This window comes from Arcicella sp. LKC2W (genome assembly GCF_034931005.1).
GTDB lineage: Bacteria > Bacteroidota > Bacteroidia > Cytophagales > Spirosomataceae > Arcicella.
In genome coordinates this window covers 169,546-182,889 of sequence record NZ_JAYGIN010000002.1, presented here as the reverse complement: position 1 = coordinate 182,889, position 13,344 = coordinate 169,546, and the positions used below count along the sequence as shown (strand labels likewise).

Here is a 13,344-nt window from a genome sequence, read left to right as displayed (position 1 = left end):
TATGGCAACTGCAACACTACACGCAACAGACTCTCAAGCACACGGTCATGACCACGAGCATGAGCATCACGAGCTGGGATTCGTGCAGAAGTATATCTTCTCAGAAGACCACAAGACAATTGCAAAGCAGTATTTAATTTCAGGTATCATTTGGGCATTCTTCGGAGGTGCAATGTCAATTATCTTCCGCTTACAATTAGGTTTTCCTAATATGGATTTAACTTGGTTAAAACCAGTATTAGGTCAATGGATAGTTGAAGGTAAATTAGAAAAAGAATTCTATTTAGCACTTGTTACAATGCACGGAACTGTAATGGTATTCTTTGTATTAACAGCAGGTCTTTCAGGAACATTTTCAAACTTCTTGATTCCACTACAAATTGGAGCAAGAGATATGGCATCAGGATTTATCAATATGCTATCTTATTGGTTCTTCTTCTTGGCATCAATTATTATGTTCTCTTCATTATTTATTGAAACAGGACCAGCGTCAGGTGGATGGGTTATTTATCCTCCTTTAAGTGCATTACCTCAAGCAATGCCAGGTTCAGGATTAGGAATGACATTGTGGCTAACCAGTATGGCATTATTTATTGTTTCTCAATTAATGGGGGGTATTAACTATATCTGTACAGTTATCAACTTACGTACTCGTGGAATGTCATTCACGAAGTTACCTTTGACAATCTGGGCATTCTTCTTCACTGCAATTTTAGGTTTGTTATCATTCCCTGTATTGTTATCGGCAGCATTATTATTAATATTTGACCGTAGTTTTGGTACATCATTCTATTTGTCAGAAATTTATATTGGTGGTGAAGCTTTACCAAATATTGGTGGTTCAGCTATCTTATATCAACACTTATTTTGGTTCTTAGGTCACCCTGAGGTTTATATTGTATTATTACCAGCATTAGGGATTACTTCAGAAATCATTGCCACAAATTCACGTAAACCAATTTTTGGATATCGTGCCATGATTGGTTCTATGCTTGGGATTACATTTTTAGCGTTTATCGTTTGGGCTCACCACATGTTCGTAACAGGTATGAATCCATTCTTAGGGTCAGTTTTCATGTTCTTAACATTGATTATTGCAGTTCCTTCGGCGGTAAAAGCATTTAACTATATTACAACTTTATGGCGAGGTAATATTATTTTTACTCCAGCAATGTTGTTTTCAATTGGATTAGTTTCATTGTTTATATCAGGTGGACTTACTGGTATCATTTTAGGTAACTCAGCTCTTGATATTAACCTGCATGATACATATTTTGTAGTTGCTCACTTCCACTTAGTAATGGGTGCTGCATCATTCTTCGGATTGATGGCTGGTGTTTATCACTGGTTCCCTAAATTATTTGGTAAAATGATGAATAAGAACGCAGGTTACTTACACTTTTGGTTAACATTTGTAGGTGTTTATTGCGTATTCTTCCCAATGCATTATATTGGTTTAGCTGGTTTCCCACGTCGTTATTACTCATTTACTGCATTAGGAAATGGTAGAATGGAAGCTTTCGTTGATATGAATATGTTTATCTCAATTGCAGCTATTCTTACATTCTTGGCACAAGCGATTTTTGCAGTAAACTTCTTTTACTCAATTTTCAAAGGAAAAAGAGCTACTCAAAATCCTTGGAACTCAACTACTTTGGAATGGACAACTCCAATCGAAGGTATTCACGGTAACTGGGAAGGAGAGATTCCTGCAGTATATCGTTGGGCTTATGATTATAGCAAGCCAGGTTCAGCGGTAGATTTCATTCCTCAAAATGTTCCATATTCAGCAACTCCTGAATCTAACTTCCCAGAAGAGAATGAAGAAATTGCAAATGAAAAAGAAATCGAAGGGCTATTAGATATTCAAAATTCTTCTTATAGTCACTAAGAAGTAAATACCTCTAAAATTGAGAATATGTTAACTATGATGATTCTGGTTAATATATTCTCAATTTTTTTTAAGAGCAATTCATACTTTTGTTTTTCAAAGAAAGCCTTGTACTTAACAGTTTTTAAGTATAAAAAACAAAAATTGAATTAACTAACTAAAACAAAACTCAAATATGCTCTTTCGTAAATTAGGCATAGCAACAATTGTAACCATTTATTTGTTGGTTTTAGCAGGAGGAATTGTTAGAAGTACAGGCTCAGGAATGGGATGCCCAGACTGGCCAAAGTGTTTTGGAATGTTAGTTCCTCCAACAGATGTTACTCAACTTCCTGCCAATTATCAGGAAATATACGCAGAGAAACTACATGGAGAAGTTGAATTCAATGTAACAAAAACATGGATTGAATATGCGAATCGACTTTTGGGAGCATTGACAGGAATCATTGTATTTGCAACTTTCATTTCGTCATTTTTTTACTACTGGAAGAAAGATAGAGCAATTGTATATTTATCGTTTTTAGGCGTAATTTTGATTGGGGCAAACGGCGTTTTGGGAAAATATGTTGTGGATTCGTTCCTAAAACCGGGAGTTGTAACGATGCACATGCTCTTAGCGATATTAGTAATATTTGTACTACTTTATGCAATAGCACGAGGGTGGTCGGAAGTAATAATTACTGAAAATGTAGAGCATAAAAACACAATTACAAAATTATTAATTGTTGTTCTCATCGTTTCAACTTCACAAATCCTAATAGGAACTCAAGTTAGAGAAGCAATTGATAAAATCATTGCAAATCCATTCTTTGGTTATAACCGTAGTACATGGATAGAACAGATGGGATTACCATTTTATATTCATCGCTCCTTTTCCATTATTGTATTGGGCTTACATATTTTCTTGATTTGGATGCTACAAAAAAACACCAAACAAACAGGTTTAATTTCAACTTTTACTAAAGCATTAGTAATAATGGTTATCGTTGAAATACTAACTGGGATAATAATGGCGTATTTTGGAGTTCCTGCATATATTCAACCAGTCCACTTAACATTGGCTATTATTTCAGTTGGAATACAGTTTGTACTCTTACTATTACTAAATTTTAAAAATGTAACACGATTTAGTGAGTCGTGAATAAGATGATTACTAAAGAAAAAGAGGTTTCTCTTCAAAACGAATCTGTGGGTAGTCTTGCCAAAGTAAAGGCATATTACGAGTTACTAAAATTCAGATTATCTGCATTGGTTGCATTTTCTGGAGCATTCGGGTATTCGTTAGCAGTAGATAAAATAGATTGGTGGAAAATTACATTAATAAGTCTTGGAGGCTTTTTAATCACTGGAGCCGCTAATATTGTTAATCAAATCAAGGAAAAAGAACTTGATAAATTAATGAAACGTACCCAAAATCGACCATTACCCACTGGAAGATTGAGTACCAAAGAAGCATTAATATTTTGTATCATATTATTCCTAATTGCCAATTATATTTTAATTTTTGAGTTTAATTTAAAATCAGGGCTTTTAGGTATTTTATCATTCTTTTTATATGGATTTGCCTACACGCCACTAAAGCGAGTAGGACCCATTTCTGTATTTGTCGGAGCGATACCTGGAGCATTTCCTCCAATGATTGGATGGGTGGCTGCAACTAATCATTTTGGCTTAGAACCTGGAATATTATTTGCCATTCAATTTTTCTGGCAATTCCCTCATTTTTGGGCAATTGCATGGGTCGCTGATGACGATTACCAAAGAGCAGGCTTCAAAATGTTACCCAATAATGGTCATAAAGACATAAGGACAGCATTAACGATGATGATTTATACCATCTTTCTTGTCCCATGTGGTTTTATCCCACATTTTTTGGGTATGACAGGCTTTAATTCAGCAATTATTGCCGTTTTATGCGGTGTGTTATTTTTATCACAAACCTTCTATTTAATGTCTAAAACAACAGATAAAGCAGCATTAATGATGATGTTTGGCTCATTTATTTACCTACCAATAGTGGAGATAGCATTTTTAATGGACAAAATTTAACGTTATGACACAAGAACATTTAGCAAATATAAAACTTGATGAGCCTGAAGAAACGCTCAACATGAATCCAAAAAAATTTATGCTTTGGCTCGCAATAGTATCTATCATCATGATGTTTGCAGGTTGGACTTCAGGATATTTAGTACGTAAGGCGGAAGGACGTTGGCACGAGTTTGAACTACCTCAAATCTTCTGGTATTCAACAGGAATCCTATTAGTAAGTAGTATTTCTATGTTTTTTGCAGTAAGAGCCGCAAAAAAAGATAATTTCAGTACGCTTAAAACAGCAATTTCTATTACTTTTGTGTTCGGTTTAGCTTTTTTAGCGACCCAAGTCATTGGGTTTTCTGATTTAATCAAAAATCAATTATACTTTGCAGGAAGTGATGTAGCATCCTCTTGGATTTATGTTCTGGTTGGCTTACACGCAGTTCACGTATTTTCTGGTTTAATTGTATTATTAATTTCATTAATTTCATCTTTTAAGTTCACAAAAGAATCGAAAAACCTTACCAGAATACAGTTATGTGCTACTTATTGGCACTTTTTAGATTTTCTCTGGTTATATTTGTTTTTATTTTTATATTTCAATAGATAGAATTATAAGTTTTTAAGTTGAAAAACAAGGGCTTCATTCAACTGATGAATTACCCAACAAACAAAACTTAATTATTTAAAATTCGAGAACTGTTAACATAATTTTTTTTAATTAAAACCGTTAAAAAATGTCTGCAATACACGCTCCTGCCGTTCCTGAAAAATTAACTTGGACGGGTGGTTCAGAACCAATGAAAGCAAGTTACGGAAAACTAATGATGTGGTTTTTCTTACTTTCAGATACCTTTACATTTTCAGCCTTATTAGTAACTTACGGAATGATTCGTTTCAGTAATAATGCTTATGCAGGGCTTACTGAGAACTTCTATTTCTCAACAACTCATTGGCCTATTCCAGATAAGGTGTTTTCTGCATTACCGTTTTTACACGGAGTTGAAGCCCCATTAATCTTTGTGGGAATTATGACATTTATTTTGATTTTTAGTTCTGTTACAATGGTTTTAGCAGTAGAAGCTGGACATCGTGGTGACCGTGCTGATGTGGAAAAATGGATGTTGTGGACAATTATCGGTGGTTTTACATTCTTGGGTTCTCAAGCATGGGAATGGTCACACTTTATACATGGCCCAGAATTGGCTTTAGCAGCAAAAGATGCCGCAGGAAACGCTATCGAAGGAGCAAATTTAGTGCGTAACCCTTATGGTCCTCCAGCTTTTGCAGATTTATTCTTCTTCATTACAGGATTTCACGGAACTCACGTATTTTCAGGAGTAATTCTAAACATCCTCATTTTCTTTAATGCAGCAACGGGTCTTTATGAGCGTCGTGGACACTATGAAATGGTTGAAAAAGTTGGTCTTTACTGGCACTTTGTAGACTTAGTTTGGGTATTTGTATTTACATTTTTCTATTTAGTGTAATTACTCTCCTAAAACTCCCTATCGAGGGAATCTCAAAAGATTTTGTTAATCAAAAAATATTAAAAAAATGGCTTCACATTCACAAGTAATCGAAGAAAAAGTAATAGCACCCGCACAAACAGGAGCTATTTGGAAAACGTTTTGGATTCTTCTAATATTGACCGCAATAGAATTCGTAATTGCATTCACAATGCCAAATAATCATTTGAGAGTAGCAATTTTTGCAGGAATGACTATTGTTAAGGCATTCTTTATCGTAGGTGAATTTATGCACTTAAAACATGAAGTTAAAGTGTTAATTTGGGCAGTTTTATTCCCTGTTATTACAATTGCATGGTTATTAGTTGCTCTACTTCTTGAAGGAGGAGCTCACAGATAAATTTAAGCGTCAAAAGTTTGTATTGTACATTTTTAAAAAAATAAAAATCACATATAATACAAACTTTTGACAACCAATAATATGCCTCAAAAAACTATAAAAGCTGGAATCCTAATCGCCGCATTAGTTGTTCCAGCTTTAATTTTTTTATATCTAAAGGGCTTTGGTGAAAACCATTATGAATTGCCTTACATGATTCCATTGACAGACTCTACGACGGGAAATGTCATGATTAAGAAAAACCCAAATCCAAAGTGGAATGAACCCGAAGTGGATACTGTTTTTCATACGATTCCTGCATGGAAACTGACTGATGAAAATGGGAAAACATTTTTAGGAGAATCTTTGAAAGGGAAAATTTATGTAGCAGATTTTTTCTTTACAAGGTGTGAGACGATTTGTCCTAAAATGTCAAATGAATTAACTCGTGTTCAAGACACATTCTCACAAAATGATGAAGTACAATTTGCGTCATTCTCAGTTGACCCAAATCATGATACCCCAGAAATGCTTAAAGAGTATGCGAAAAAATATGATGCGAAAACTGGAAAGTGGCATTTTTTAACGGGTACAAAATCTCAAATTTATCCATTAGCTGTTCAAGGTTATTTTGTTCCTGTGGCAGATGCTTCTGAGTACGATAAAGCTATTAAAACTCCTGATAAAACATTTATCCATTCTGAGAAGTTAATATTGGTAGATAAAGAAGGACACATTAGAGGTTTTTATGATGGAACTGACAAAAAGGATGTGGATAGACTTATATTAGAAATACGAGTATTGGTAAAAATTTACGAAACAAAAAGTTGAAATAACACATCAGCAAAATGAACCCCATAATTTTAGAAAAAAGCACTAAGAATGAAACCTTAGTCAAGATTTTATCAATAGCTATTCCTGTGGCAGTAGCATTATTGATTGGTATTAGAACAAAAATCGATTTAGGTGCTTGGACAAAGACTTTACCACACGTAATTGGTCTTTTAAACACTACGACTTCCATTACACTCATTTTAGGCTTAATGGCTGTTAGAAATAAAAATATAGCAAGACACCGTCAAATGATGGGACTTTCATTTATACAAGGGGCTTTATTTTTGGTCTTGTATATTCTATATCATATTTCAAATCAATCTACTCCTTTTGGTGGAGAAGGTATTTTACGTCCGATTTACTACTTTTTATTGGTATCTCATATTGTCTTATCAATTGGAGTAGTATGGTTTGTTCTTCGTGCCGTATATTTTGCATTAAGTGGGCAAATTGTAGAACATAAGAGGATTGTTAAATGGACATTACCCTTGTGGTTATATGTATCGATAACAGGAGTGATAGTATATTTGATGATTTCACCATATTATAATTAGGCTTTAGGGGTAGCTTTTAGGAGGTTTGTGAACAAGGTTTAATAAAATCTTGGAAATTGCGAACATTTAAAACTTAATACCTAAAACCTCTCAGAAACATGAAAAAGATATTTTTAGCTTTAATTTTATTTTTGATTAGCACATCAATGAGTATCGCTCAATGTGCAATGTGCAGAATGACGGTAGAAAGTACCGTTTCAAATGGGCGTAGCCAGATTGCATCAAATCTAAATCATGGTATTTTATATTTATTGTCAGCACCATACCTCTTGGTAGTGATTGTTGGCTATTTATGGTGGAGAAGCTCAAAGAGAAATATGTCTCCACAAACAATTTTGAGACAAAGAATCAGAAAAGCATTAAGTTAAAACATAAAAATCCCGTTTAGATTAAATTTAATCTGAACGGGATTTTTACTTTAAAACGAGAAAACTACTCCCAAAGTGGATAATGCTCTAAATGTATTTGTTCTCCAAAGAAAATTTTGGTTGAAGTTTCAAAAGAAGCCGTATAATCAGAAACATAAAAATGCTTAATATGAGAATTCATTGAGCAAAGAATATCGTTATTTGATAAATAGTTCTTCAACGAATTTGCCACAATTTCAGAAGTATCCAAAACTGACACTTTTCCTTGATAATAATTCTCAATTTGAGTTTTAATCAATGGATAATGTGTACAACCCAAAATCAAAGCTTCAATCCCTTCCAATTCTGTATGACGGAGGTATTCCTGAATAATACTTTCTGAAATATTATTGTTGAAAAAACCCTCTTCAATCATCGGAGCAAGTAGAGGCGTTGCTAATGATTTCAAGGTAATTCCTTTATCGGTGGCATCAATTTTTTTCCGATAAATATTAGAATTAACCGTTTGTTTAGTTCCAATCAATCCAATCGTTTTTTCGGAATATGTACTTGCCAAATATTCTACTACTGGGTCAATTACATTGATAATCTTCGCTTTGCTTCCTACATACTCACGTACAAGCTCATACGCAGCCGCAGAAGCCGAATTACACGCAATCAGAATAACTTTACATTTCTGCTGTAAAAGCACATTACAAATTTTGATAGAATACGCCTGAATCGCAGATGAAGATTTATCTCCGTAGGGTAAATGTGCAGTATCTCCAAAATAAATGATATTTTCGTTGGGTAATAAAGTTGTTACGGCATGAGCAACGGTAAGACCGCCAATGCCACTATCAAAAATTCCAATTGGGTTTGAATTCATATTTTTATGGCTGTCAGCTATCAGCAATCAGCTTTGTAAAGTTTATTCTTCAAAATTAATCGAAAGCTATCTGCCAAAAGCCGAAAGCCGAAAAAAAATCATAGATTCTTATGCAACCTTTCTATCATCTATTTCATCTTCAATTTATAAAATCTCAGACCTAAAGATTTAAACCAAAACAGTATCGTGAAACTACTTAATTTATTTCAAAGCGAAGAAGCTCTGGTGAAAGCCTGTCAAAAAGGCGACCCAAAAGCTCAAAGACGAGTTTATGAAACATATTCCCCAAAAATGTTAGGAATATGTTTCAGATACGCTCACGATGACTATGAAGCAGAAGAAATAATGATAGGAGGTTTTGTAAGAGTTTTTGAAAAAATTAATACTTTTAAATTGGAAGGCAGTTTTGAAGGTTGGATTCGTCGAATAATGGTAAATGAATCATTAATGTATCTCAGAAGTAATAAAAAAGCCCAATTTGAAATCAGTTATGACCAAATTCTTTACGAACCAGAACCAGAACAATTTAGAACCGACCTCGAAAGTCAAGACCTTTTAAAATTGATAGAAAAACTACCACTTGGTTACAAAACAGTTTTTAATCTTTACGCCATTGAAGGATACTCTCACGCTGAAATTGCCAAACAATTAGGCATCACAGAAAGCACTTCAAAATCACAACTTTCACGAGCAAGAGTAATTTTACAAAATGCAGTAATGGAAATGGTATGAAACGTAACACAGACTTTAGTCTGTTTGTCATATTACAGACTAAAGTCTGTGCTACAAAACGAAAATGAAAAATTCAGAAAACATAGATAAAATATTCTCAGAAGGCTTACACAATTATGAGCGTCAGCCACGAAGTGAAGCTTGGGAAAAACTACAAGCAAAACTTGACAAACCACAAAGCAAAGTATTGCCTCTGTGGTGGAAATTCGCCTCTGCGGCTTCTGTCGCTTTATTGTTGGGTATAGGTGGATATTGGTATAATTCGCAGAAAATAGTACCAAATGAAGCCATAGCGACAATTAATCAAACACGTAAGAATACAACAAATGAAAATATTCAAAAGCCAATAATTGACAAATCTGTTGCAATCGAAATTAGTAAAGAAACTCAAAATGAACATAAAAAGCATTTTGCTATTACGAACGAAGTAGAATTACAAAATGTAAATTCTATAACAAAAACTGCCAAAACAAATGAAATTCTAAATGTAAAAAATAGCTTATCCCCTATATTACCCAATATTAAAGAAATTATTGAAACAAATACCATTGTTTTAGTGCTTGAAGATACAAGATCTGAAGTTACCAAAGCAGAAGAAGAAACTATTGTTCTAAACTTCATTGAAGCAAAACAAGAAGCCATAACGCAAATCGACCCGACCGAAGAAAACCTTAGAAAACAAAGTCGTTTCAGCAAAATTTGGCAACAATTAAAACGAGCAAAAAACGGTGAAGATGTCAATTGGGGAGAAGTTGGTATAAAACCACAAAAAGTTTTAGCCCGTGCCGATGCCAAAATTGAAAATGCTTTGACAAAAGGAGAAAATAATGAAAAATAGATGCAACCTTCCATCCTTCGCTTGCATCTTCAAAGTATAAAGAATAACAATCACTAAGTTTCCAAAATAAGTGTTGATATAAACATTACAAAAGAAACTCTAAACATTTAAAACGTACAATCATGAAAACAATAATCAATTTGAAAACACTAAAAAAAATTAGTTATTCAATTATCGCAACCATTGCCTTTATCATCTCCACCAATCAAGCAATGGCAAACGGAGGCGACAAAGACTCAACAGTTATCAGTATCGACAAAAGAAACCAAACGCTTCTAAATCAAGGCAATAACACAAAAACGTTGAGAGAAAACTTACAAGAATTATTTCAAAAAAGCGGAATGTCTCTGGATGATGATACTTGGAGAGGCATCAGAAGAATTGTCAATAGCGACCTCAATAAAGATACACTTTTAGTAATTACTCAAAGTGATAAAAGTATCAAAGTTGTTATCAATACCAATACAAAAAATAGTAATGTAAATACCAACGTCAATGTTAATACCAATAGCGGAGGAACATCAAGCAACGAAAAACAAGTAAAAGTTGGATTAGGCGGTGTAGTTGTAAAAGACGGAAACGACGAAGTTAGAGTTGGTTGGAATGGTGTTTATGTAAACGACGGAGGACGTGAAACCAATATAACACTAAGAGACTCAACACGAATTAATCGCAAAAATAGTGGGTTCAATAGCCGTTCTGGGTTCAACATATATTTAGGTTTAAATTCATTCACAAATACAGGTAACATTGGTGGAATTTACAATACAAAAGATTTTGAATTAAGTCCATTTGGCTCAAGATATTTTGGCTTTGGCTGGACACGTAGCGGAATGATTAGTAAAGGCACAAAAGCTGCCTTGAAAATAAGCTACGGTTTAGAGTTCTCTTGGTACAACTTTATGTTAGAAAACAATGCCTATATCGTCAAAAATACTGACAACATTGGGTTCGCAGATTACCGTAATCAAATTCCTTTATCTCGCAATAAATTAACTGTCGCCAATATCAACATTCCAGTAATGCCTTATGTAGCCTTCAAAAAAGGAAGTACCATTACCTATGTTGCCGCAGGTGGATACATCGGCTATCGTTTAGACAGCTATACAAAAACAAAAGAAGAGGATAGCGGACGAAAAGATTGGAACCACAGTAGTTTCTTCCTCAACAACGTTCGATATGGTTTAGCATTTGAATTAGGATTAAAAGATTTTCCAGATTTATTTGTCAATTATGACATGAATAATCTTTTCCAAGACAACAGAGGACCTAAAATTGGAGGAATCAGCTTCGGAATTAGACTTTAATATTAAAAAAAAATGAAAAAAAATACAGAGAGGTAATATTCCAACAACGTGTTTATTTTTAGACATTTACGTGAATATTTCCTCTTTATTTTGCTCCAAACACAGTATTAAAAGATATTTTTTGAAAATTTTTTTTTGCTATACTCTTTGAGATAACAAAATATAGAGCTACTTTTGCACACTCTTTCACCAAAACACTAAACGAAAGTTATTTAGGTAAAAGAAAATGGGGGTGTACCAGAGTGGCCAAATGGGGCAGACTGTAACTCTGCTGGAGTATTCCTTCGGTGGTTCGAATCCATCCGCCCCCACTGTTTCAGTAACAATTAACAGTAAATAAATTATAATTTGTTTACACTTTGTAATTCATAAGACTGTTAATTGAAACTGATAACTAATGATTCAAAAGCGGGAGTAGCTCATTTGGTAGAGCGATAGCCTTCCAAGCTATAGGTGGCGGGTTCGAGCCCCGTCTCCCGCTCCAATCAGGAACTATGATAGGTGGTTGGTTGTTAATTAGTTAATAGTTATTAGTTTAGCTAAAAACAATTAACAATTGACCATTTGTAGTTTCAGAGGGAATCTATCTGCCTTTGTAGCTCAGTGGTAGAGCACTTCCTTGGTAAGGAAGAGGTCGGCAGTCCGATTCTGCTCAAAGGCTCGAATCAATTTGTTAATGTTATAATTTGAAAATTTGAAAATGATTTTATGATTAGACTTATTGTTTTAATCAGATAAAATCTAAATCATTTTCAGATTTCTTCATTTTCAAATTTTCAGATTAATTAAGTTTTTTCATTCTTTTTATAAAATCAAATTAAGAACTAAATATCATGGCAAAGGAAAATTTTGACCGTAGTAAACCCCACGTAAACATTGGTACAATCGGTCACGTTGACCACGGTAAAACTACATTGACTGCTGCAATTACGAAAGTATTGTCAGAAAAAGGTCTTGCAGAGAAAAAAGACTTCTCTTCAATTGACTCAGCTCCAGAGGAAAAAGAACGTGGTATCACTATCAATACTGCTCACGTAGAATATTCAACAGCAAACCGTCACTATGCACACGTTGACTGTCCTGGTCACGCCGATTACGTTAAAAACATGGTAACTGGTGCTGCTCAAATGGACGGTGCTATCATCGTGGTTGCTGCAACTGACGGTCCAATGCCACAAACTCGTGAACACATCTTGTTGTCACGTCAAGTAGGTGTACCTCAATTAGTAGTATTCATGAATAAAGTGGATATGGTTGATGACCCTGAATTATTAGAATTAGTTGAAATGGAAATTCGTGAATTATTATCATTCTACGAATTCGACGGAGATAACATTCCAGTAATCCAAGGTTCTGCTCTTGGTGGATTAAACGGAGAGCCGAAATGGGTTGAAACTATCGAAGCATTAATGGATGCAGTTGATAGCTGGATTCCACTTCCAAAAAGAGATGTTGATAAGCCTTTCTTGATGCCAGTTGAAGACGTATTCTCGATTACAGGTCGTGGTACAGTAGCAACAGGTCGTATCGAAACTGGTATCATCAACTCTGGTGAAGCAGTAGATATCTTAGGTATGGGTGCTGAAGGCTTGAAATCAGTAGTAACTGGTGTTGAGATGTTCCGTAAAATCCTTGACCGTGGTGAAGCTGGAGATAACGTAGGTTTATTATTACGTGGTATTGACAAAGAATCTATCCGTCGTGGTATGGTTATTTGTAAGCCAGGTTCTGTTAAGCCTCACACAAAATTCAAAGCAGAGGTTTATATCTTGTCAAAAGAAGAAGGTGGACGTCACACTCCATTCTTTAACAAATATCGTCCACAATTCTATTTCCGTACTACTGACGTAACAGGAGAAATCATGTTGCCAGCTGGTGTTGAAATGTGTATGCCTGGTGATAACTTGACAATCGATGTAACTTTATTAAATAAAGTTGCAATGGACAAAGGACTTCGTTTCGCTATCCGTGAGGGTGGTCGTACAGTAGGTGCTGGTCAAGTAACTGAAATCTTAGACTAAGATTTAAGAAGTATATAAAAAAAGCGTCTCTCAAAAGGAGACGCTT

General features: G+C 34.5%; 14 protein-coding genes and 3 tRNA genes. 16 read left to right on the top strand and 1 reads right to left on the bottom strand.

Going from position 1 to position 13,344, the window contains the following annotated elements; translation table 11 throughout:
• Position 1: 1 nt before the first annotated feature.
• The 9 genes from VB796_RS02625 (at position 2) to VB796_RS02585 (ending at position 7,532) form a co-directional block, all read left to right on the top strand.
• Positions 2 to 1,891 carry a cytochrome c oxidase subunit I gene (locus VB796_RS02625; protein WP_323344951.1) on the top strand — a complete coding sequence of 630 codons (1,890 nt, stop codon included), beginning with the start codon at positions 2 to 4 and terminating at the stop codon, positions 1,889 to 1,891.
• 175 nt (positions 1,892 to 2,066) lie between these two features.
• A complete protein-coding gene (locus VB796_RS02620; RefSeq protein WP_323344950.1) occupies positions 2,067 to 3,032 on the top strand; it encodes a COX15/CtaA family protein in 966 nt (321 codons plus the stop codon).
• Between the two features lie 5 nt (positions 3,033 to 3,037).
• Complete coding sequence (gene cyoE, locus VB796_RS02615; RefSeq protein ID WP_323344949.1) at positions 3,038 to 3,940, top strand: heme o synthase; 903 nt, start codon at positions 3,038 to 3,040, stop codon at positions 3,938 to 3,940.
• Between the two features lie 4 nt (positions 3,941 to 3,944).
• A complete protein-coding gene (locus tag VB796_RS02610) occupies positions 3,945 to 4,538 on the top strand; it encodes a cytochrome c oxidase subunit 3 (RefSeq protein WP_323344948.1) in 594 nt (197 codons plus the stop codon).
• Between the two features lie 127 nt (positions 4,539 to 4,665).
• A complete protein-coding gene (locus VB796_RS02605; protein WP_323344947.1) occupies positions 4,666 to 5,418 on the top strand; it encodes a cytochrome c oxidase subunit 3 in 753 nt (250 codons plus the stop codon).
• A gap of 67 nt (positions 5,419 to 5,485) precedes the next feature.
• Positions 5,486 to 5,797: a cytochrome C oxidase subunit IV family protein gene (locus VB796_RS02600; RefSeq protein WP_323344946.1), complete on the top strand. Its 312-nt coding sequence runs from the start codon at positions 5,486 to 5,488 to the stop codon at positions 5,795 to 5,797.
• A gap of 81 nt (positions 5,798 to 5,878) precedes the next feature.
• Positions 5,879 to 6,607 carry an SCO family protein gene (locus VB796_RS02595; RefSeq protein WP_323344945.1) on the top strand — a complete coding sequence of 243 codons (729 nt, stop codon included), beginning with the start codon at positions 5,879 to 5,881 and terminating at the stop codon, positions 6,605 to 6,607.
• 17 nt (positions 6,608 to 6,624) lie between these two features.
• Positions 6,625 to 7,164 carry a DUF420 domain-containing protein gene (locus VB796_RS02590; RefSeq protein ID WP_323344944.1) on the top strand — a complete coding sequence of 180 codons (540 nt, stop codon included), beginning with the start codon at positions 6,625 to 6,627 and terminating at the stop codon, positions 7,162 to 7,164.
• Between the two features lie 98 nt (positions 7,165 to 7,262).
• Positions 7,263 to 7,532, top strand: coding sequence for a hypothetical protein (locus VB796_RS02585; protein WP_323344943.1), 270 nt, complete (start codon positions 7,263 to 7,265; stop codon positions 7,530 to 7,532).
• A gap of 64 nt (positions 7,533 to 7,596) precedes the next feature.
• Here the strand turns inward: VB796_RS02585 and murI are convergent, their stop codons facing one another.
• The gene (gene murI / locus VB796_RS02580) at positions 7,597 to 8,400 is read right to left on the bottom strand and encodes a glutamate racemase (RefSeq protein WP_323344942.1); all 804 of its coding nucleotides are present in this window, start codon (positions 8,398 to 8,400) and stop codon (positions 7,597 to 7,599) included.
• Positions 8,401 to 8,586: 186 nt separating this feature from the next.
• Here murI and VB796_RS02575 point away from each other — a divergent pair, with 186 nt between their 5' ends.
• The 7 genes from VB796_RS02575 (at position 8,587) to tuf (ending at position 13,298) form a co-directional block, all read left to right on the top strand.
• The gene (locus VB796_RS02575; RefSeq protein WP_323344941.1) at positions 8,587 to 9,132 is read left to right on the top strand and encodes a sigma-70 family RNA polymerase sigma factor; all 546 of its coding nucleotides are present in this window, start codon (positions 8,587 to 8,589) and stop codon (positions 9,130 to 9,132) included.
• 64 nt (positions 9,133 to 9,196) lie between these two features.
• Positions 9,197 to 9,970, top strand: coding sequence for a hypothetical protein (locus VB796_RS02570; protein WP_323344940.1), 774 nt, complete (start codon positions 9,197 to 9,199; stop codon positions 9,968 to 9,970).
• 122 nt (positions 9,971 to 10,092) lie between these two features.
• Positions 10,093 to 11,277: a hypothetical protein gene (locus VB796_RS02565; protein WP_323344939.1), complete on the top strand. Its 1,185-nt coding sequence runs from the start codon at positions 10,093 to 10,095 to the stop codon at positions 11,275 to 11,277.
• Between the two features lie 228 nt (positions 11,278 to 11,505).
• A tRNA-Tyr gene (locus tag VB796_RS02560) sits at positions 11,506 to 11,588 on the top strand.
• 97 nt (positions 11,589 to 11,685) lie between these two features.
• Positions 11,686 to 11,761: transfer RNA gene (locus VB796_RS02555), tRNA-Gly, on the top strand.
• A 105-nt stretch (positions 11,762 to 11,866) separates the two neighbouring features.
• A tRNA-Thr gene (locus VB796_RS02550) sits at positions 11,867 to 11,938 on the top strand.
• A gap of 172 nt (positions 11,939 to 12,110) precedes the next feature.
• Positions 12,111 to 13,298, top strand: coding sequence for an elongation factor Tu (gene tuf / locus VB796_RS02545; protein ID WP_323344938.1), 1,188 nt, complete (start codon positions 12,111 to 12,113; stop codon positions 13,296 to 13,298).
• Positions 13,299 to 13,344: the final 46 nt, after the last annotated feature.